The sequence below is a fragment of the Pseudarthrobacter sp. TE9888 genome, from assembly GCF_056279345.1.
In genome coordinates this window covers 3,471,855-3,490,761 of record NZ_JBWBRD010000002.1, presented here as the reverse complement: position 1 = coordinate 3,490,761, position 18,907 = coordinate 3,471,855, and the positions used below count along the sequence as shown (strand labels likewise).

At 66.0% G+C, this 18,907-nt stretch carries 18 protein-coding genes; 7 read left to right on the top strand and 11 right to left on the bottom strand.

Features of this window, described 5'->3' with window-relative positions; all coding sequences use genetic code 11:
• Window positions 1–42 precede the first annotated feature (42 nt).
• The gene (gene coaE, locus ACZ9J7_RS16645; protein ID WP_476210953.1) at window positions 43–1,257 is read right to left on the bottom strand and encodes a dephospho-CoA kinase; all 1,215 of its coding nucleotides are present in this window, start codon (window positions 1,255–1,257) and stop codon (window positions 43–45) included.
• A gap of 57 nt (window positions 1,258–1,314) precedes the next feature.
• Here coaE and ACZ9J7_RS16640 point away from each other — a divergent pair, with 57 nt between their 5' ends.
• From ACZ9J7_RS16640 to ACZ9J7_RS16625, 4 genes are read left to right on the top strand one after another with little or no spacing between them, the layout of a single operon-like run.
• Window positions 1,315–2,253: an ABC transporter ATP-binding protein gene (locus ACZ9J7_RS16640; RefSeq protein ID WP_476210951.1), complete on the top strand. Its 939-nt coding sequence runs from the start codon at window positions 1,315–1,317 to the stop codon at window positions 2,251–2,253.
• A 2-nt stretch (window positions 2,254–2,255) separates the two neighbouring features.
• Complete coding sequence (locus ACZ9J7_RS16635) at window positions 2,256–3,536, top strand: ABC transporter permease (RefSeq protein ID WP_476210949.1); 1,281 nt, start codon at window positions 2,256–2,258, stop codon at window positions 3,534–3,536.
• Between the two features lie 10 nt (window positions 3,537–3,546).
• Complete coding sequence (locus ACZ9J7_RS16630) at window positions 3,547–4,236, top strand: IMPACT family protein (RefSeq protein WP_476210947.1); 690 nt, start codon at window positions 3,547–3,549, stop codon at window positions 4,234–4,236.
• Complete coding sequence (locus ACZ9J7_RS16625; protein ID WP_476210945.1) at window positions 4,220–4,720, top strand: GNAT family N-acetyltransferase; 501 nt, start codon at window positions 4,220–4,222, stop codon at window positions 4,718–4,720. Before ACZ9J7_RS16630 ends, ACZ9J7_RS16625 begins: the two co-directional genes overlap by 17 nt.
• Before the next feature lie 129 nt (window positions 4,721–4,849).
• Here ACZ9J7_RS16625 and rpsA read toward each other — a convergent pair whose 3' ends face one another.
• From rpsA to polA, 3 genes are all read right to left on the bottom strand, one after another.
• The gene (gene rpsA, locus ACZ9J7_RS16620; protein ID WP_159632080.1) at window positions 4,850–6,325 is read right to left on the bottom strand and encodes a 30S ribosomal protein S1; all 1,476 of its coding nucleotides are present in this window, start codon (window positions 6,323–6,325) and stop codon (window positions 4,850–4,852) included.
• A 237-nt stretch (window positions 6,326–6,562) separates the two neighbouring features.
• Window positions 6,563–7,861, bottom strand: a complete 1,299-nt coding sequence (locus ACZ9J7_RS16615) for a GNAT family N-acetyltransferase (protein WP_476210941.1) — start codon at window positions 7,859–7,861, stop codon at window positions 6,563–6,565.
• 80 nt (window positions 7,862–7,941) lie between these two features.
• Entirely contained in the window at window positions 7,942–10,584 is a 2,643-nt protein-coding gene (gene polA / locus ACZ9J7_RS16610) for a DNA polymerase I (protein WP_476211883.1), read from the bottom strand.
• A gap of 217 nt (window positions 10,585–10,801) precedes the next feature.
• On the opposite strand from polA, the gene ACZ9J7_RS16605 reads away from it, so the two are divergent.
• The gene (locus ACZ9J7_RS16605) at window positions 10,802–11,266 is read left to right on the top strand and encodes a hotdog fold thioesterase (protein ID WP_476210940.1); all 465 of its coding nucleotides are present in this window, start codon (window positions 10,802–10,804) and stop codon (window positions 11,264–11,266) included.
• Between the two features lie 11 nt (window positions 11,267–11,277).
• On the opposite strand, the gene ACZ9J7_RS16600 is transcribed toward ACZ9J7_RS16605, so the two are convergent.
• The 5 genes from ACZ9J7_RS16600 to ACZ9J7_RS16580 all read right to left on the bottom strand — a co-directional run bounded on the left by ACZ9J7_RS16600 (window position 11,278) and on the right by ACZ9J7_RS16580 (window position 14,533).
• Window positions 11,278–11,838: a dihydrofolate reductase family protein gene (locus ACZ9J7_RS16600; protein WP_476210938.1), complete on the bottom strand. Its 561-nt coding sequence runs from the start codon at window positions 11,836–11,838 to the stop codon at window positions 11,278–11,280.
• Between the two features lie 73 nt (window positions 11,839–11,911).
• Window positions 11,912–12,133, bottom strand: a complete 222-nt coding sequence (locus tag ACZ9J7_RS16595) for a hypothetical protein (protein ID WP_476210936.1) — start codon at window positions 12,131–12,133, stop codon at window positions 11,912–11,914.
• Window positions 12,130–13,377: an inorganic phosphate transporter gene (locus ACZ9J7_RS16590; RefSeq protein WP_476210934.1), complete on the bottom strand. Its 1,248-nt coding sequence runs from the start codon at window positions 13,375–13,377 to the stop codon at window positions 12,130–12,132. Before ACZ9J7_RS16590 ends, ACZ9J7_RS16595 begins: the two co-directional genes overlap by 4 nt.
• Window positions 13,378–13,529: 152 nt before the next feature.
• Window positions 13,530–14,018, bottom strand: coding sequence for an HAD domain-containing protein (locus ACZ9J7_RS16585; RefSeq protein WP_476211882.1), 489 nt, complete (start codon window positions 14,016–14,018; stop codon window positions 13,530–13,532).
• Window positions 14,019–14,101: 83 nt separating this feature from the next.
• On the bottom strand, window positions 14,102–14,533 hold the full coding sequence (locus ACZ9J7_RS16580) for a VOC family protein (RefSeq protein ID WP_476210932.1): 432 nt from the start codon (window positions 14,531–14,533) through the stop codon (window positions 14,102–14,104).
• Window positions 14,534–14,689: 156 nt separating this feature from the next.
• On the opposite strand from ACZ9J7_RS16580, the gene ACZ9J7_RS16575 reads away from it, so the two are divergent.
• Complete coding sequence (locus ACZ9J7_RS16575; protein ID WP_476210930.1) at window positions 14,690–15,310, top strand: L-threonylcarbamoyladenylate synthase; 621 nt, start codon at window positions 14,690–14,692, stop codon at window positions 15,308–15,310.
• Between the two features lie 30 nt (window positions 15,311–15,340).
• On the opposite strand, the gene ligD is transcribed toward ACZ9J7_RS16575, so the two are convergent.
• The gene (gene ligD, locus ACZ9J7_RS16570) at window positions 15,341–16,363 is read right to left on the bottom strand and encodes a non-homologous end-joining DNA ligase (RefSeq protein ID WP_476211881.1); all 1,023 of its coding nucleotides are present in this window, start codon (window positions 16,361–16,363) and stop codon (window positions 15,341–15,343) included.
• A gap of 69 nt (window positions 16,364–16,432) precedes the next feature.
• On the opposite strand from ligD, the gene ACZ9J7_RS16565 reads away from it, so the two are divergent.
• Entirely contained in the window at window positions 16,433–17,110 is a 678-nt protein-coding gene (locus ACZ9J7_RS16565) for an alpha/beta hydrolase family protein (RefSeq protein ID WP_476210928.1), read from the top strand.
• A 188-nt stretch (window positions 17,111–17,298) separates the two neighbouring features.
• Here the strand turns inward: ACZ9J7_RS16565 and ACZ9J7_RS16560 are convergent, their stop codons facing one another.
• Window positions 17,299–18,858, bottom strand: a complete 1,560-nt coding sequence (locus ACZ9J7_RS16560) for an IS1182 family transposase (RefSeq protein ID WP_476210927.1) — start codon at window positions 18,856–18,858, stop codon at window positions 17,299–17,301.
• Window positions 18,859–18,907 lie beyond the last annotated feature (49 nt).

Genomic DNA, 18,907 nt, shown 5'->3' with positions numbered 1-18,907 from the left:
CCCGTCCGTTACCGGCGAACATCCGCCGGGCCTGGAGCGGGGTCAGGAACCGTACGACGGCGGTTCCCACCCGGTTGCCTCGGCCCAGGCGGCCATCAGTGGCCATGCGACGTCCGTGAACCACGGTTCCTTCGCCTCCGCGTAGGAGCTGGTGGTGCCCGAACCGGCGTGCGCCGCCGCAAGCTCCGCCTTGTGCGCTTCATAAAGGTTCCGCGCTGAGGCATCGCTCCGCAGCCAGTCGCGGAACATGAGCGCGTACCGCCATCCGGCCGAGCCGGCCGCCCGGACATGGACGTTGACGGCACGGCACGGGTCTGCGTTGGCGTGGAACCGCTTCAACCATTCAGCGGGGGCCGGGGCATTGGGCTTGGGGGTGTCGGCCTCGACGCCCCGTACCGCCGGAAAACCGGCGGCGGACAGCAGCGGTTCGATCGCAGCCGCGGCCGCAAGGTCCGGCACGGCCACCTGCAGGTCAATGACGTCCTTGGCGGACAGGCCGGGCACGGCGGTGGATCCGATGTGGTCCACCGCCAAAATCTGCTCCGGAGCGGCAGCCGAGAGCCGGGCCGCAACCCGGGCCGCCTGCTGCGCCCAGTCAGCCCGGTGCGGTTCCAGGACCGGGCCGCCATTCCGTGCGGCCCGCTGGCCCGCAGCCAGGTTGTGGGCGAAGGGGATCAGCCGCCTGTCCCAGAGCCGGTCCACCTGGTCCAGCAGGTGCTGCACCGTACCGGAATTGTCCAGCACCGCATCGGCAGCGGCCAGCCGGTCACTGCGCGTGGCCTGGGCGTCCATCCGGGCACGCGCTGCTTCCCCGGTCATTCCCCGGTGCTCGAGCATGCGCTGCAGCCGCACGTCGTCCGGTGCATCGACGACCACCACGAGGTTGAAGCTGCTGCCCTGGCCGGTCTCCACCAGGAGGGGAATGTCCTGGACCACCACGGCGTCACCGGGCGCCGCGGCCGTCATGGCTGCGGCGCGGGCGCGCACCAGCGGATGGACGATGCCGTTCAACGCGGCGAGGCGCCCCGGATTGCCGAAGACCGCCGCGCCGAGCCGGGCGCGGTCAAGCCGCCCGACGTCGTCGAGCATTCCTGCCCCGAACTCCTCCGCTATGCGCTGCAGCCCTTCGGTCCCGGGCTCCACAACTTCCCGGGCCAGCGCGTCCGCGTCAACCAGCACGGCGCCGCGTTCCTTCAGCCGCGCGGCCACCACCGACTTCCCCGAGGCGATCCCGCCCGTCAACCCGATTTTCAGCACACCCCCACCCTACTGATCCGCAGCTGCATCCGGTGCCAATGCGGATAGGCTGAAGGCATGACTGCAGGGGGTGCGGCAGTGGAGCCGCTGGTTCATATCGAGGATTTCCGGATGGATTTCGGTGACACCACCGTGGTCCGGAACCTCTCCTTCGATGTCCAGGCAGGTGAGACATTCGGTTTCCTCGGCAGCAACGGATCGGGAAAGACCACAACCCTCCGCGCCCTCCTGGGCATCTACCAGCCGACGTCCGGGATCCTCCACATCGACGGAAAGCCCTTCGAGCCCGGTGATGGGGCCCGGCTTGGGTACCTTCCGGAAGAACGGGGCCTCTACAAGAAGGAACACGTCCTGGATGTCATGGTGTATTTCGGCCGGCTGAAGGGCCTGGGCAAATCGCAGGCCCGCACCTGGTCGCTGGCATACCTGGAACGCGTCCAGCTGGCGGACAAGGCAACCATAAACCTGGACAAACTCTCCAGCGGCCAGCAGCAGAAGGTGCAGCTCGGCGTCACCATCATGAACGACCCCGAACTCCTGATCCTGGACGAGCCTACAAAGGGATTCGACCCGGTGAACCGACGCCTGCTGATGGACATCATCGAGGAACACAAGCGCGGCGGGGCAACGGTGATCATGGTTACCCACCAGATGGAGGAGGTGGAGCGCCTCTGCGACCGGGTGGTCCTCCTCAAGGACGGCACCTCACGCGCCTATGGGACGGTGGCTGACGTCCAGGACCAATTCGGCGGCACGGTCTACCGTCTTTCCTATGGGGGCGACCAGGTCCTGCCCGCCTCCACGCTGTACGACGTGGTCCGGCAGGGAGACGGCCGCGCGGAACTCGCCCCGCGCCCCGGCGGCAATGAGGCAGCAGTCCTTCGGGAGCTTGTTGCCGCGGGACTGCCGGTCACCGGTTTTACCACCTCCAGGGTCTCCCTCGAGGAGATCTTCATCCAGGTGTACGGCGACCAGCACGCGGAAGCAGGGGTTTGACCATGACGACGGCACCGGCCAGGAAACCCTCCCCCAACCGCCACAACCTCGGCACCGTAGTGGGCTTCGAGTTTTTCCGCACCACCAAAAAGCCGCGGTTTTGGATCGCAACCCTCGCGATTCCCGTGGTTATGGCCATCATCTTCGGGTTGATCTTCATCAGCAACAGCTCCACGAGCGCCTCCGCCAATGCGCAGAAAAACGCTGCCCTGGAATTCAGCTATACGGACAGGTCGGGAATCATTCCGGACCAGGTTGCCGCCGCGATGGGCGGCACCAAGGCGGTCAGCTCCACCGACGGGGCTCGCGAGGTGAAGGAGGGACGCATCGATGCGTTTTTCGCTTTCCCGGCCAACCCTGCCACGGAGGCAGTGCAGGTTTACGGCGCTGACAAGGGCGTATTTGAGAACGGCAAGTACGAGGCGGTGGCCAGGCAACTCCTGGTGATGTCAGCCCACGCACGGATCGGTTCGGCGGACATCGCGGCGGCCGCCGGAGGCAACATCAAGGTGGAGACCGAAACCTACCGGGACGGGCAAGTGGCAGGAGGGTTTGGTGCCGCGATACCACCCCTGATGTTCCTGGTGCTTTTCTACATCACGATCATCCTGCTCTCCAACCAAATGCTGAACAGCACCCTGGAAGAGAAGGAGAACCGGGTCACCGAGATGATCCTCACCACCCTGAATCCCACCACCCTCATCGTGGGCAAGATCATTTCACTGCTGCTGGTTGGCCTGGTACAGATTTCCGTGTTCCTGGCCCCAATCGTGCTTGGGTATGCCTTCTTCCGCGACAGGCTCTCGCTTCCGGCCATCGACCTCAGGGATGTCGTCTTCGAGCCGGGACCGCTGCTGGTGGGCGCCCTGCTCCTGCTGGGCGGCTTCACACTCTTCACCGCCGTGCTGGGTGCGATCGGTGCGGTGATGCCGAACGCCAAGGAAGCCGGGGTCATCTTCGGTCCGCTGATGGCCCTCATTTTTGTCCCCTTCTATGCCATCAGCCTCATCCTCAGCGACCCGCACTCCCCCATCGTCCAGGTGTTCACCTATTTCCCCTTGTCGGCTCCGGTAACCGCGATGCTCCGTAACGGCTTCGGCACGCTCAGCCCGGTTGAATCAGTGATCATCATTGCCGAGCTCTTCATCGTGGGAATCCTGGTCCTGCGCCTGGCCATTCATTTGTTCCGCTACGGCTCCATCCAGTACACCGGGAAGCTGTCCATCATTAGCACCTTCCATCGCCGTTCCGGCGACGCACCCCGCCAACCGGCGCCCCACTAGACTGGGCCGGATGCAAGAGCAAGAGAGCCGTGCCACCGCCTACACCACGCTGGCAGCCGGCGGGGACTTCCGGCACGAACTTGAGGTCAAGCGCTCCAGGTTCATCACGGTCGTCCGGAGGGCGGCCAGCGAAGACGCTGCCCGTGACCTTGTGGCAGGCCTCCGTCGCGAGTTCCACGATGCCCGCCACCACTGCTCGGCGTTCATCATTGGACCGGACCGGACCGTGCAACGTTCGAGTGACGACGGTGAACCTGCCGGGACTGCCGGCATCCCCATGCTCGAAGCGCTGTTGAAGAGGGAAACCGCACCCGGGGTGAGTGACCTGAGCGACGCCAGTGCCGTCGTCGTCCGCTACTTTGGCGGCGTCCTGCTCGGGGCGGGCGGACTGGTCCGGGCGTATTCCGAGTCAGTCTCGGCAGCACTGGACCTGGCGCCCCTGGTCCGCCGCAGCAGGCGCCGGATCTGTTCCACGGCCGTGCCGCACGCGGTTGCCGGGCGGTTGGAGAACGAGCTGCGCGCCGCGGGCATGGTGATGGCGGGCACCAGCTACCAGGACCGTTGCACAGTGCTGCGGATTGCCGTCGCAGACGACGCCGCCGCCATCGCTGCCGCATCCGGGCTCCTGCAGCAGCTGACAGCCGGGTCCACCGCGCTCACTCGCGAAGGAACGGAGTGGATCGATGAGCCTTTCAACTGACGTGGCCCTGGCGGACGTTGACGAAGCAATGGCGGACCGGCTGCTCCAATTGGCCAAGGGCGACGCCTCCCCCGACGAGGTGGCGCCCCCGCTCGGCGGCCCCGGCTGGAACCTTGAACGCACCGCCTGGTTCTTCGGATATCACCGGGCCGCAGCCGGCGGGCTGGACGGACCTGCGGCGGAAAAGTCATGGGCCGTGTTGAGGGGCCCAAACCTTGCCGGCTCCGTGCGGCTCAAGCGCGAACCCGGCGCAAAGATCCCTTCAGCGGAGACCGGCATCTGGCTTGGCCGGAGTTTCCGTTCCCAGGGAATTGGCGGCGCCGCGCTGGAATTGGTCCTGGCAGAAGCCCGCCGGGAAGGGTTGCAGCGCGTCACAGCACGAACCCTGGCCGGGAACCATGGCGCCCAGCGGCTGCTCACCGCAGCCGGCGCGGCATTGACGCACGACGACGACGGCACCGTCCACGCCGTCATCGACCTTTAGCCCCGGAAGCAAAGAATACGCCCACGGCGCGGGCCCGCTGCAGCCTCGCGCTTGCCGCTTAAACCACGACGGGCCCCCGCTTTCGCGGAGGCCCGTTGCGTTAGCCCGGGAAATCCGGGCCGGCGGCAATTAGTTGCCGGTCAGCTTCTCACGCAGGGCAGCAAGTGCCTCGTCCGAAGCCAGGGTGCCGGCACCGGAATCGGTGGCAGCAGGCTCGGAGGAGTAGCTGGTGGTGCCGGAATCGCTGTCACCGGACGTTGCAGCTGCAGCGTCGTCGGCAGCGTGCTGGGCAACCTGCTTCTTGTGTGCTTCCCAACGGGTCTGGGCGTCAGCGTACTGCTGCTCCCAGGCTGCACGCTGGTTCTCGTAGCCCTCGAGCCATTCGTTGGACTCGGGGTCGAAGCCCTCGGGGTACTTGTAGTTGCCCTCTTCGTCGTACTCTGCGGCCATGCCGTACAGAGCCGGATCGAATTCGGTGCTGTCGGCGTCGACGCCCTCGTTGGCCTGCTTGAGGGACAGCGAGATGCGGCGGCGTTCCAGGTCGATGTCGATGACCTTGACGAACAGTTCGTCGCCAACGGAGACAACCTGCTCGGCCAGCTCAACGTGGCGCACGGCGAGCTCGGAGATGTGGACCAGGCCTTCGATGCCGTCTTCGACGCGGACGAACGCACCGAACGGAACCAGCTTGGTGACCTTACCCGGAACAACCTGGCCAAGGGCGTGGGTGCGGGCGAAGGTCTGCCACGGATCTTCCTGCGTAGCCTTGAGCGACAGGGAGACGCGCTCGCGGTCCAGGTCGACCTCGAGAACCTCGACGGTGACTTCCTGGCCAACTTCGACAACCTCGGACGGGTGGTCGATGTGCTTCCAGGAGAGCTCGGAAACGTGGACGAGGCCGTCTACGCCGCCCAGGTCCACGAATGCACCGAAGTTGACGATGGAGGAAACGACGCCGGGACGGACCTGGCCCTTTTCCAGCTTGTTGAGGAACGTGGAGCGGACCTCGGACTGGGTCTGCTCGAGCCATGCACGGCGGGACAGGACCACGTTGTTGCGGTTCTTGTCCAGCTCGATGATCTTGGCTTCGATCTGCTGGCCGATGTACGGAGCAAGGTCGCGCACACGGCGCATCTCGACGAGGGACGCGGGCAGGAAGCCACGCAGGCCGATGTCGAGGATAAGACCACCCTTGACAACCTCGATGACGGTACCGGTGACAACACCGTCTTCTTCCTTGACCTTCTCGATGTCGCCCCAGGCGCGCTCGTACTGAGCACGCTTCTTGGAGAGGATCAGACGGCCTTCTTTGTCTTCCTTGGTGAGCACCAGGGCCTCGACCTGATCGCCAACGGAGACAACGTCCCCGGGATCAACGTCGTGCTTGATGGACAGCTCGCGGGAGGGGATGACACCTTCGGTCTTGTAACCGATGTCGAGCAGGACTTCATCGCGGTCGACCTTGACGACGGTACCTTCGACGAGGTCTCCGTCGTTGAAGTACTTGATGGTGGCGTCGACAGCTGCGAGGAAGTCCTCAGCGGTACCGATGTCGTTGATCGCGACTACGGGGGTACCGGGCTTCTCGGTGGAGGTGATGGTCATGTAGTAGGGGCTCCGTTGTGGATAGTTAGTCGGTCAGGCAAACCGGCGCGCCCGCGTTATGGAACGCAGGCGCGATTCTCGGGGAATCCGATGGATTCCCCGGGTCATCCTGATTTGTGGATTGCTTTCAATGCAGTCTTTAAGGGACCGCAAGCGCGTGCACGTGGTACACGCCCGTTCATTCTAGTCGCTGCCGGCAATGGGGGTCAAAGCGGGTGGGCAGCCGTACCGCCCGGCCTAGAAGTGGGTGAGGCAGTGCGTGGCCCGTTCCACCGCGAACATTTGCCGCGCCCGGAACGCAGCCCCCGGCGACGCTTCGACGAGGGTGCCGGCCGCCTTGAGCGTCACGGGGCAAACCCCGCCGAGATAGATGGAGGACAGGGCAGAGACGTCCAGGGCGAGGTCGGCAGGCGCGCCGTCGGGCAGGGGTTCGACGGCGGCCTGGCCGGCTTTGACCTCCAGGGCGAACGTTCCCCGCGCGAAGCCCAGGGAGTCGGCGACCTCGAACACCAGCCGGCCGTCGGCCGGGTAGTGCCGTGCCTCCAGGGCTTGCCGGACATCGAGGATCCGGAGCCAAAGCATGTCCCGGGGTTCGGAGGCTTCAACACAGCGGGAGTCCTCGAGCGCCCATGGCAGTGGATCATCGACCATTGCCTCTTCGCACGTGACACTTTCGACCAGGTCGATGGCGCCCAGGTACTGCCAGAGCTCCAGGTACGCATGGTCGGTGGCTGCCACCAGGTCCACCACCTCCATGGTGAACGGCCGGGTGTCCCAGCCGGCGAACTTATACGAGACGTAGCCGTCAACCACGCCATCGGGCCCGTAGTGCAGCGCCACTTTGACCTTGGGATCCTCGTCCTCGGCCCGGCTGATGGATCCGGACGCGAGCTGGCGGTAGAACTCGTGCCGGCCGATCGAACCGGGCGTGAGGCGGTGCAACTGCTCGAAGACCTTCGGCGCCAGGTCAAGGAGAACCTTGGGATCGGCCACGTCAACGCGGCCCGTGGCGTGGTGGTTGAGGACGAACCGGCGGCTGGTGTCCACCTTGATTGACTGCTCCCGCGTAGCCACTCCGAATCCGAACCTGGTGTAAATCGAGGCCTCCGACGCGGTCAACGCCGCCATCGCCAGCCCCTCCCGGCGGGCCAGTTCCAGCTCCTCCGCCATCATGCGGCGCAGCAGTCCCCTCCGCCGGTGCGACGTCCGGACTGTCACGGCGGTGACGAGGCGGGTGTCGAGCATCCGGCCAAAGCCGATGTTCATTGTCTTGTCGAAGGTACCGAAGGTTGCCACCGGGACGTTGGCTGCCAGGGCGTGGTCGGCCACTGGCCCAACCTGGTAGGCCCCCGTCATCACCCGCCCGTCCGCGCGCTGCATCCCGATGCCCCGGTCCACCCGTTCGTCGCTGCGGCGTGCGTCATGGAACCCGAAGGCAACGGCCCGCATCCAGTCGACGGTCTGCGGGTAGGCAGGATCTTCTCTGGCAGCCGGTTCAAAGCGCCGGATTTCGTAGTTTCCACTCAGATCACCCATTTGTCCGAGCCTAGTCAATGCATCCGGCGCCTGACCAGCATGAACGCATCCTTTATGGCGGGGTGCCGCCGCGTCAGGGCCTAGTGTCCGGCGTCGTACCAGCTGGGCCCGACGCCGATCTGGACTTCCAGCGGCACGCTGAGGTCCGCTGCGGCAGCCATCTGTTCGGTGACGAGCTTCTCGACGGCGGCACGTTCACCGGCGGCCACCTCAAGGACCAGTTCATCGTGGACCTGGAGCAGCATCCGCGATTTAAGCCCCTGCGACTGCAGTTCGGCGTGGACGCCCAGCATGGCACGTTTGATGATGTCGGCGGCGGAACCCTGGATGGGGCTGTTGAGCGCGATCCGCTCGGCGTTCTCGCGCAGCTGGCGGTCCGTGCTGGTGAGGTCCGGCAGGTAGCGGCGGCGGCCCTCAATGGTGGCGGTGTAGCCATCCACCCTGGCCTGGTCCACCACGCCCCGGAGGTAGTCACGGACTGCGCCGAAGCGGTCGAAGTAGTCCTTCATGAGGGTACGGGCCTCGTCGACGGAGATCTCGAGCTGCTTGGACAGGCCGAAGGACGTCAGGCCGTAGGCAAGGCCGTAGGACATGGCCTTGACCTTGGAACGCATGGCACTGGTGACCTGGTCCGTGGGGACGTGGAAGATATTGGAGCCGACGAACCGGTGCAGGTCCTCGCCGTCCTTGTAGGCCTGGATCAGGCCTGCATCGCCGGAGAGGTGGGCCATGATGCGCATCTCGATCTGCGAGTAGTCAGCGGACAGCAGGCACTCATACCCGTCGCTGACCACGAAGATACCGCGCACACGGCGGCCTTCCTCACTGCGGATGGGGATGTTCTGCAGGTTGGGGTTATTGGACGAGATGCGGCCGGTAGCTGCCACGTTCTGGGCGTAGGTGGTGTGGATCCGCCCGTCCTCCGCCACGGACTTCTTCAGCGACTCGATCATCTGCCGCAGCTTGGCAGCCTCACGGTGCGCCATGAGCTGGACCAGGAACTCATGCCCGGTCTTCTCCAGCAGGTTCTTCAGGGACGCGGCATCGGTGGTGTAGCCGGACTTGATCTTCTTGGTTTTGGGGAGCTGGAGTTCGTCGAACAGGACGGTCTGCAGCTGCTTGGGCGAGCCCAGGTTGACCTCGTGGCCAATCGCGGCAAACGCCTGTTCCTGGGCCTGGTCGATCACCCTCGCAAGGTCGGAAAGCTGGTCCTCCATCTTGTCCATGTCGATGGCAATGCCGGCGAGTTCCATGTCCGCCAGGACGCGGCTGACTGGCAGCTCCAGGGTGGACAGGAGTTCCTCGGCGCGGCGGTCCTTGAGTTCGTCCTCGAAGAAGCGGCTCAGGGCCAGCACCACGGCGCCTGCCTGGACCAGGGCGTCGGCTGCCGCCGTGTCGTCGCCGTCGAAGGACAGCTCCAGTTGACCAGCCTTGGCCGTGGCGGCCGGTATGCCCACGTTGAGGTGGTGCTGGGCGAGTTCAGCGAGTTCGTAGGTGCGCCGGTCAGGCTGGATCAGGTAGCCGGAGATGGAGGTGTCGTCCACCACGCCCTCCAGCTCCAGTCCACGGGCCGTCAGTGCCTTGAGCGCAGCCTTGAAACCGTGGATCACCTTGGGCGCCCCGGGATCGCGCAGCCAGGCGGCCAGCACGTTTTCGGTTTCAGCGTCCTGTCCGGAGAGCTCCACATAGACTGCGGCGTCACCGCGGACAATGGCCACTGCGTCAGCGTCCTCACCGATCCGGCCCGGCACGAGGTCCACGGCCAGTGCTGACCGCTGCCCGGCGCCGGCGGCCAGGAAGGCGGCCAGCTCCGCGGCACCGGCGGGGGTGCTGTAATTCGGGGTTTCGATGCTTTCACGCTCCGCAGCGGGGGTGTCGGCGTCGCCGTACAGGGCGAACAACCGGCCGCGGATGGCCTTGAACTCAAGCTGGTCGAAGAGGTCCTCGATGGCAGCCTGGTCCGGGCGCGGCTGGTAGAGGTCCTCCAAGGTTACGGGGAGGTCGAGGTCGGTGTGGAGCTGATTCAGCCGGCGGTTGCGCTTGACGGCGTCAACGTTCTCCCGCAGGGCATCGCCCACTTTGCCGCCGATCGAATCGACGTGCTCCAGGACGCCTTCGAGGCCGCCGTAGAGGTTGATCCACTTGGCTGCCGTCTTGGGTCCGACGCCGGGCACACCGGGAAGGTTGTCCGCCGTCTCCCCCACCAGGGCGGCGAGGTCGGAGTAGCGGCCAGGACTGACAAAGTACTTCGCCTCGATGGCGGCAGCATCCATCCGCGGGATGTCGCTGACACCCTTGCGCGGGTACAGCACGAAGACGTTGTCCGTGATGAGCTGGAACGCGTCCCGGTCTCCGGAGACGAGCAACACCTCGAACCCGGCTTTCTCGCCCATGGCAGCAAGGGTGGCCAGGATGTCGTCGGCCTCGTAGCCGGGCATCTTGATGGTCTTGATTCCCCAGGCCTCCATGACTTGGCCGATGAGGTCGATTTGGCCGCTCATTTCGCGCGGGGTTTCGTTCCGGCCGCCCTTGTACTCGCTGTACTCGGTCTTGCGGTGGGTGGATTCGTCGGAGACGTCGAACGCGACCGCGATGTGGGTGGGCTGCTGTTCCTTGATGAGGTTGATCAGCATGGAGGTGAAGCCGTGGATGGCGTTGGTGTGCTGGCCGTTGGAGGTGGAGAACTTGTCCGCCGGGAGCGCGAAGAAGGCACGGAAGGCCATCGAGTGGCCATCAAGGACCAGCAGCCGCGGCTGGCTGGTGATGGGAACCACCGGCGCTTCGGTGGCTGAAACGGACCCGCCGGCGGCGGGGGCGGCGCTCTTCACTGCAGGCTTCGGGGCGTCGGCGGGGCGCTGGCCGGCAGCGGCCTCATCGATGGCCTGGGACGGGAAGGGAGCCGGTTTGGTTGTTTCACTCACAGGTGCCAGCCTAGTTGCCATGACAGACAATTTCACGCCGGGCCCTTTCGCCGACGAGCTGGCAGCCGCCGGGATTCCCGGCCATATGCACGACTGGCTGGGCGCCTTCGGGGTCGGCGCGCTGGTGGTCAAGATGGGGATACATTTCCTGGAGATGAGCCCGGAGCGCACCGTTGCCACCATGCCGGTTGAGGGCAACACGCAAGTGGCCGGAATCCTGCACGGCGGCGCGCACGTGGTGCTCGCCGAAACCCTGGGCTCCTTCGCCTCGGGCATGCACGCGGGCCCGGGCCGCCACGCCGTCGGAATCGAAGTCAATGCCACGCATCACCGGTCGATCGCTATGGGCCTGGTCACGGGCACGTGCACCGCGGTCCATTTGGGCCGGACCCTGGCCACCCACGAAATCGTCATGACCGATGCCCAGGGGCGGCGCCTTTCAACGGCGCGGATCACCAACCTGCTGCGGGACAACGCCGGCTGACGCGGGCGGCCTCAGGACTGCCGGCCGGTCCCGGGCTGCAGAAGGTACCGCAACTCCACGATCCCCCTGCCCAAGGTGCGTGAGGCAGCCAACTCCAGTGGCGGCGTCGGGCCCTTCATGGGCAGCAACCGCTTCCCCTCCCCCAGCACCACGGGAATGACGGAGAGGATGATCTCGTCCAGCAGGCCGGCGTCCGCGAACTGGGCCGCCAGCTTGCCGCCGCCCACCACCCAGACGTTCCGGCCCCGGGCCGCCTGTCGGAAGTCGGCAGTGAATTCCTGCACGTCCCCGCGCACAAAGGTGATGTCTGCTCCGTCCGGTGCCCGGTGTTCGTGGTGGGTAAAGACGTAGCAGGGCGTACCGTCGTACGGCCAGGTACCGGGCTCATGCTCCATCAGCCAGGCGTAGGTTTCCCCGCCCATGACAATGCAGCCCACACCGGCCATGAAGTCGTTGTAACTGTCGGTCCCGCCGTCGAAACCGTCGAACTGCAGCAGCCAGGCGAGATCGTCCGTGGGTGTGGCGATGAAGCCGTCGAGGGACGCGGCCACAAAGTATTGGATGCGCGGCATGGCCCCAGCCTAGCCAGCAGGCTCCCCTTGGCCAATAGGTCGGCCAACGGTGTCCGCCAGCAGGCCCGGGCCGCTACTTGGTGAAGTACGGGATGATCAGGTAAAGCCCGAAAAGCACGGCCAACCCGCACAGGCCGAAGCACAGGTAGGCGATGGAGCGCTTGACCCCGGGGGACGCCTGCTGGGCATCGCCGGCGATGGCGGTGAACCGGACCCCAAGCGAGTAGAGGGTCACCACAATGGCCGCCGATACGAGCGTGGTGCCTGCAACGGTCAGGAGTTCCAACCACTTCATCGCTGATTCTCCTTGGATTCTTTGGCCTTGGCGTCAGCCTGCGCCTTGGCTTTTGCTTCGGCCCGGGCGCGGGCCAGGGCCTTCTTCTTGGCGAACCGGACGGCCTGGCCGGCTTCCTCGACCTCGACCGCGTTCTGGTGGCTCACGGACGACTTGCGGGAATAGAAGAACATGAACAGGACCGCCGCGGTGCCGGCGATCGCAGCGATCAGGACACCCACGGCGCCGGTACCCACCAGCAGCGCGGTCAGGGCACCGACGACGCCGGCGGCCGGCAGGGTGAAGAGCCACCCCAGCGCGATCTTGCCCACCATGTTCCAGCGGACGGTGGTGCCGCGGCGTCCCATCCCGGAGCCGATGACGGACCCCGAAGCCACCTGCGTGGTGGAGAGGGCGAAGCCGAGGTGCGAGGAGGCAAGGATGGCAGAGGCGGTGCTGGTTTCGGCAGCGAAACCCTGTGCGGGTTTGACCTCGGTCAGGCCCGACCCCATGGTGCGGATGATCCGCCAGCCGCCGGCATACGTTCCGACCGCGATGGCAAGGGCGCAGGAGGTGATCACCCAAAGCTGGGGGCCCGAGCCAGGTGCCTGGCTGTGGGCAGCGATCAGCACCAGGGTGATGATGCCCATGGTCTTTTGTGCGTCATTGGTGCCGTGGGCCAGCGCCACCAGGCTGGAGGTGAAGACCTGGCCGGTACGGAAGCCGCCGCGTTTCTGGGTGAGCTTGGACCCCGTCTCGGGATCCTGGCGCGCGGTGAGGGCGTAGGCCAGGCGGGTGCACACGTAGGCGGCAAGTCCGGCGATAACGGGGGCGAAGACAGCCGGCAGGATGACCTTCTGCAGCAGGCTCTCAAAGTTGACCGAGTTGAAGCCCGAGCCGACAACGGCGGCACCGATCAGTCCGCCGAAAAGGGCGTGGGAGGAACTGGAGGGCAGCCCCTTCAACCACGTGATCATGTTCCACAGAACGGCCCCCATCAGCCCGGCGAAGATGATTTCCGGAGTGATCTGCACCCCCTCGGACCCCTCGCGGATGATGCCGCCGGAGACGGTCTTGGCCACCTCCGTAGAGAGGAAGGCACCCACCAGGTTCAGGACGGCGGCCAGGGCCACCGCTGTCCGGGGCTTGATGGCACCCGTTGCGATGGGCGTTGCCATGGCGTTCGCGGTGTCGTGGAAGCCGTTCGTGAAGTCGAAAAATAGTGCCAGTCCAATGACCAGCGCCACCATGAAGGTGATATCCACCTGTTGCCCAATCTGCAGAGTCGACGTTCAGCAGTTTCTCGTACCAGGCTGCCGTGGACAGCATAGTTCACCGGCTGTTTGCGTGGAATGACTTGTGGTGTTGGCACAACCGGTGGGAAACCTTATCGATCGTACGCGTCCACGGCATGAGGTCAAAACACGGGTTGGGCCAGAAATGCGCGGATCCGGTCGAGTTCCGCGGGCGTGATTCCGAGCCGTGGATGGGGTGAGACGGTGAGGATGCGCCGCCCCAGGAAACCCGCCCATCGTTGCGCTTCGGCCTCGAACGCCAGCTGGTCGTCCACCCAGGCGACGGCCCTCGGCCCGGTCTCTTCGACGTCGTCCTGGATGGCACGGAGTTTCCACCAGCCGGTCCCGCCGGCTGCGCCGTCTGCGGCCAGGTACGGCCACCCGCCGCCCTTGAGGCCGACGGCGGGACACAGGTATTCGGCGGCCAGTTCTTCCCAACTGGTCAGCCAGACGCACCTCAGTCCCGGCATCCGGGCCAGGGAGTTCAGCCCGGCCACGAGCTCGGCCGCGAAGGCGACGGGCAGTAAGCCGGCATCGGCGCGCTGCCAGGGGGAGCCCCACCCGGTGGTCCCTTCGGGGCTGAACGGACAGATGACTCCGTCGACGTCCAGGTAGAGCGTGCACCCACCCGGGGCAGCTCCGGCCCCTGGTGGGTGCAGGCCCGGGACCCGCCGGGCGTCCGGCCGCCGGGAGGTCACGGCGCCGCGGTTGCCTGCCCTGAGTTGACGTTCACCAGCCAGGAGACACCGAAACGGTCCGTGCACATGCCAAAGACGTCACCCCACGGCGCCTGCTCCATGGGGACAGTCACCGTTCCCCCGTCGCCGCTGAGCTTTTCGTAGTAGCCACGGAGTTCCGCCTCGCTGTCGCCGCTCAGGGATACCGAAATGGCAGATCCTGCGTGGTACTCCATGCTGTTCGGGGTGTCGGCGCCCATGAGCACCAGGCCCTGGGTGGTGGTCAGCATGCCGTGCATGATCTTCTCCGCTTCCGCGGGATCCTCGCTGGCCTGGAAGTCGCCGAAAGTGCTGAGCGTCAGTTCGCCGCCGAAAACAGATTGGTAGAAGTTCATGGCATCGCGGGCATTGTCGCGGAAGCTCAGGTAGGGATTGAGGATCGTGGGCATGTCGGGATCTCCTTCACAGTGCCGGAAGTTGCTGGGCCCGAAACCCGGGCCCAGCAACATCCTGCCCGATCCGGGTGAAGACCGGTAGGGGGGAAACAGTCCCCTGTCGGGCCCTCTGTATGGTGCGGCGGGGCGCGGGGAACGTAGGCTCGGGGCATGGCCAGATTCTTCGATGTTCATCCGCACGACCCTCAGCCCCGCGCGATTGCCCAGGCGGTAAAAATCATCCGGGACGGCGGCCTGATCGCCTACCCCACGGACTCCTGCTACGCCCTGGGGGCACAGATGGGAAACCGGGAAGCCCTGGACCGGATCAGGAACATCCGGCACCTGGACGACAAACACCACTTCACGCTGGTGTGCCGGGATTTCGCGCAGTTGGGCCAGTTCGTGAACATCGGCAACGACGTCTTCCGCAGCATCAAGGCGGTGACACCCGGCAGCTACACGTTCATCCTGCCCGCCACGAAGGAGGTTCCCAAGCGGCTGCTGCACCCCAAGAAGAAGACGGTGGGCGTACGCATCCCGGACAACCGCGTGGTCCAGGCCCTGCTGGCCGAACTGGGCGAGCCGCTGCTCTCCAGCACGCTGCTCCTGCCGGACGAGGAGGAGCCGCTGACGGTGGGCTGGGAGATCAAGGAACGCCTGGACCATCAGGTCGATGCCGTGATTGATGCCGGGGACTGCGGCGCCGAGCCCACCACGGTGGTCGACTTCTCCAGCGGCGTGGCCGAGGTAGTGCGGCACGGGATGGGCGATCCGTCACGCTTCGAGTAACTCCCCCGGACCTTCTGCCGGTGCGCCCGGTCAGTCCTGCTTGCGTGCCCTGCTGGGCTGCACCCGCGGGGGCTCTCCGGGCATCTTGGGGTAATCGGGCGGGAAGGGCAACTCCCCGAGGCCCGCTTTGACGTCGCGGTCCCACCACTGCAGCAGGGTGTCGATGGTGCCGGGCGCGGCACTGAAGTCCGCCCACGGGTCGCCCACCGTCTTCAGCCGCTCCGGCACGGTAAGGATGGTGAAGTTCTTCGGATCCGCGGTTTCCAGTTCATCCCAGCCCAGCGGACAGGACACCGGGGCGTGTGGAAGGGCGCGCGGACTGTAAGCGCCGGCGATGGTACGGTCGCGGTTCGCCTGGTTGAAGTCCAGGAACACCCGCCGGCCACGCTCTTCCTTCCACCAGGCCGTGGTGACCTTGTCCGGGATGCGCCGTTCCACTTCCCGGGCTGCAGCGATGACCGCGTGGCGCACGTCGAGGAACTCGCGGGTGGGTTCGATGGGGGCGTAGACGTGGAGGCCCCGGTTCCCGGAGGTCTTTATGAAGCATGCCAGCCCGGCTTCGGCCAGGACGTCCTTCAGCACCAGGGCTGCGGGGATGGCGTCGTCGAAATCGGTGCCGGGCTGCGGGTCCAGGTCGATCCGCAGCTGGTCCGGGTTGTCGGTGTTTCCAGCACGCGACGGCCAGGGATGGAACACCACCGTGTTCATCTGGACGGCCCAGACGGCTGCGGCAGGCTCATCGAACACCAACTGGGGGTGGGACCTCGCACTGGGGTAGACCACCTTGACGGAGCGGATGAAGTCCGGCGTGCCCTTGGGCGGATTCTTGGAGAAGAACATGTCGCCGTCGATGTTGTCGGAGTACCGCTGGAGGGAGACTGGCCGGTCCCCGTTGGCGGCGATGAACGCCTCCCCCACATCGCAGATGTAGTTCGCCAGGTCCAGCTTGGTGAGGCCCAGGTCCGGCCACAGAACGCGGCTGGGGCTGGAAATGCGCATCTCGCGTGGTCCGTTGGGTCCTTGCACGGTGATGGTGGTCTGTTCACTCGCCATGGGGACAACGTACACCCCGCCGCCGGCCGGGATGGGCATATCCGTCCTGGCCTCCGGCATGATGGGTCCATGCCAGCATCCGATAAGCCGCTCACCCTGGCCGTGGGCGAAGCCTCTTTCTCCGCCGTCCATGCCCGCCCCGCGAATCCCACCGCCACCGTGGTGGTGGCGCATGGGGCCGGCGCCGGCATGGAGCACCCGTTCCTTCGCGGCTTCACCGATGCGCTCAACAGCCTGGGCTTGGCCACGCTCCGCTTCAATTTCCCCTACCGGGAGGCGGGACGGAAGTTCCCTGACCGTCCGCCGGCGGCGATCGCTGCCTGGCGGGCTGCCATGGCCGCCGCCCGCGCCCAGGCTGATGCCCACGGTGACGGCGGACCGCTGTGGGCGGCGGGCAAGTCGTTCGGGGGTCGGATGGCCTCCATGGCCGTCGCCGGGGGCATGGACGCCGCCGGGCTTGTATACCTGGGATATCCCCTGCATGCTCCCGGGAAACCGGAAAAACTCCGGGACGAACACTTGTACGGCCTGACGGTGCCCATGCTGTTCCTGCAGGGAACCAGGGACACGTTTGCCACGCCCGGCATCCTCGAGGATGTCGTCGCCCGGATCGGCCGCAACGCCGTCCTGCAGTGGGTAGAGGGCGGGGACCACTCGTTTGCGGTGGCGGGGCGGAAACGGGCCGCCGATGAAGTGGGCGCGTCCCTGGCCGCGCCGGCGGCTGAGTTCATCGCAGCACACACCTAGGAGACTGCTGAACTAAGTGCTTTGTAGGGCTGGTCCGTGGCGTTCGCTGTCGGGCCAGCCCTACCTTTTGTGGGTTGGGGTTTCTGGGGTTGAAGTATTTTGGGTGGTTCCGGGCTTTTGGTGCCTGTTGGCCGGGTAGGGGGTGTTGTTTTGGCTGGCTGTGAGAGGCCTGGTCCTGGTTTCCGGGTTCAAGCGATGGCCCAGGATCCCTGTTCCGCGGTGAGTCCGAGCTTCAGGAGGCGGCGGAGGTTCAGTCCCGCGATCCGTAGCTGGAGCCAGGCGTTGTTCCGGTTGATGCCGCGATGGGGAACGCGTCGGTTGCCGCGGGTGAGCCATGCGATGGACCGCTCGACCATGGGCCGGTGGGTGCGGTAGTCGTCCTGGAAGGCCGGGTTCTTGGCGCGTTGGCGGTGTTGCCGTTGCAGCGCGTCATGTTCGTGGAGAACGATTTTGCGTCCTCGCGGTGAGGCGGTGCATCGGTGCCGGAGGGGGCAGCCTGTGCAGGCGGCGCCGAACGTGACCCGTCGTTTGGTGGTGATGTTGCGGGTGAGTCCGTGCGGGCAGGTCATGGTGCCGGCTGCTTCGTCGACAGTGAAGTCATCGAGGGTGAATCCGCCTTCGACTGCTGGGCGGAGGGGCCAGGGTTTGATCACCGGGGTGTGGCCGGCACGGGTGAGGGCGGCGAGCATGTCCCCCGTGCCGTAGGCCGAGTCGGCCAGGACGTCCAGGCTTGTGCCGGCGATCGTGGAATCCATGCCGATCAGCCGGGCACCGACGGCCCCGTCGCTGTTTTCCGGGCCGGAGGCCTTGGTCAGTTCCGCGGCGGTGATCAGCCCGGTGTCGGGTTCGATCACGATGTGGGCCTTGTATCCGTCCTGCTGCCTGGACTGGGTCTTGTGCGCATGCCGGGTGTCGGGGTCAACGGTGGAGATCATCCGGTCCGGGGCGACCTTCCGGGCGATCCGCCATCGCCCGTCGGTCCCGTCGGAGTCCTCGGCCGGTTCCACGTCCTGCCCGGCGACCAGGGCCAGCAGAGCGTAGGCATCAGCAGCCTTTCCGTCCAGCGTTTCGGGGTCGACCGCGGCCAGCAACGCCAGGGCGTCGGTGACCAGCGCGGAGATCAGCCCGTCTTTGGCGTCCTGGTCATCCCAGGCGATGTCCGGCTTACCGGTGCGGATGTAGTCATAGCCCGTGGCGTGGGCGGTCACGAGTTCTTGTCCGCCCGGGATGTCCCGGCCGAAGCGGCGGACCGCGGCGATCAGCTGCGTGATCGTGTCCTGCCTGGCGACCGCGTCGTTAAGGACCGTTGAATCCACCGCTCTGCGGCGCTTGCCCGTCAAAGCCCCGGTTTCCGCGACGACTTTGGCGATGGCTTCCATGATCCGGTGCGGATCCGACGAGGCGGCCAGCCGCTTTCGCCAGTACGTCAGCGTGCTCGGATGGAACGCGGTATCGGTCAGCCCGTAGCCGCAAGCGGCCTTCCACCTCAGATCAAAAGTCAACGCCTCGGCGGTTTCCCGGTCAGAGAGGCCCTGCAATGCCTGCAGCACCAGCACCGACCCGATGACCGGCGCCGGAACCGACGGCCTGCCCCGCCGCGACGGAAACAAATCCTCCATCATCGAATCCGGAAACAACCGCCCCCGATGTTTGGCCAGAAAAGCGAAAACACTGCCCGGAGCCAACAACTCCCCGGCCAGTGCCTCCACATCCAAATACCCTCGTTGCGCGTCCTCGCGTCCCTGCATATGACAAGTCTTAACCACCAGACCCACCAGTCCAGTCGACGCGCCCCAC

Coding starts and splice junctions, on each gene's coding strand:
- ACZ9J7_RS16640 (WP_476210951.1), top strand. CDS start 1,315: ATGACTGCAGGGGGTGCGGCAGTGGAGCCGCTGGTTCATATCGAGGAT.
- ACZ9J7_RS16635 (WP_476210949.1), top strand. CDS start 2,256: ATGACGACGGCACCGGCCAGGAAACCCTCCCCCAACCGCCACAACCTC.
- ACZ9J7_RS16630 (WP_476210947.1), top strand. CDS start 3,547: ATGCAAGAGCAAGAGAGCCGTGCCACCGCCTACACCACGCTGGCAGCC.
- ACZ9J7_RS16625 (WP_476210945.1), top strand. CDS start 4,220: ATGAGCCTTTCAACTGACGTGGCCCTGGCGGACGTTGACGAAGCAATG.
- rpsA (WP_159632080.1), bottom strand. CDS start 6,325: ATGACCATCACCTCCACCGAGAAGCCCGGTACCCCCGTAGTCGCGATC.
- ACZ9J7_RS16615 (WP_476210941.1), bottom strand. CDS start 7,861: ATGGGTGATCTGAGTGGAAACTACGAAATCCGGCGCTTTGAACCGGCT.
- polA (WP_476211883.1), bottom strand. CDS start 10,584: ATGGCCTTCCGTGCCTTCTTCGCGCTCCCGGCGGACAAGTTCTCCACC.
- ACZ9J7_RS16605 (WP_476210940.1), top strand. CDS start 10,802: ATGACAGACAATTTCACGCCGGGCCCTTTCGCCGACGAGCTGGCAGCC.
- ACZ9J7_RS16600 (WP_476210938.1), bottom strand. CDS start 11,838: ATGCCGCGCATCCAATACTTTGTGGCCGCGTCCCTCGACGGCTTCATC.
- ACZ9J7_RS16595 (WP_476210936.1), bottom strand. CDS start 12,133: ATGAAGTGGTTGGAACTCCTGACCGTTGCAGGCACCACGCTCGTATCG.
- ACZ9J7_RS16580 (WP_476210932.1), bottom strand. CDS start 14,533: ATGCCCACGATCCTCAATCCCTACCTGAGCTTCCGCGACAATGCCCGC.
- ACZ9J7_RS16575 (WP_476210930.1), top strand. CDS start 14,690: ATGGCCAGATTCTTCGATGTTCATCCGCACGACCCTCAGCCCCGCGCG.
- ligD (WP_476211881.1), bottom strand. CDS start 16,363: ATGGCGAGTGAACAGACCACCATCACCGTGCAAGGACCCAACGGACCA.
- ACZ9J7_RS16565 (WP_476210928.1), top strand. CDS start 16,433: ATGCCAGCATCCGATAAGCCGCTCACCCTGGCCGTGGGCGAAGCCTCT.
- ACZ9J7_RS16560 (WP_476210927.1), bottom strand. CDS start 18,858: ATGCAGGGACGCGAGGACGCGCAACGAGGGTATTTGGATGTGGAGGCA.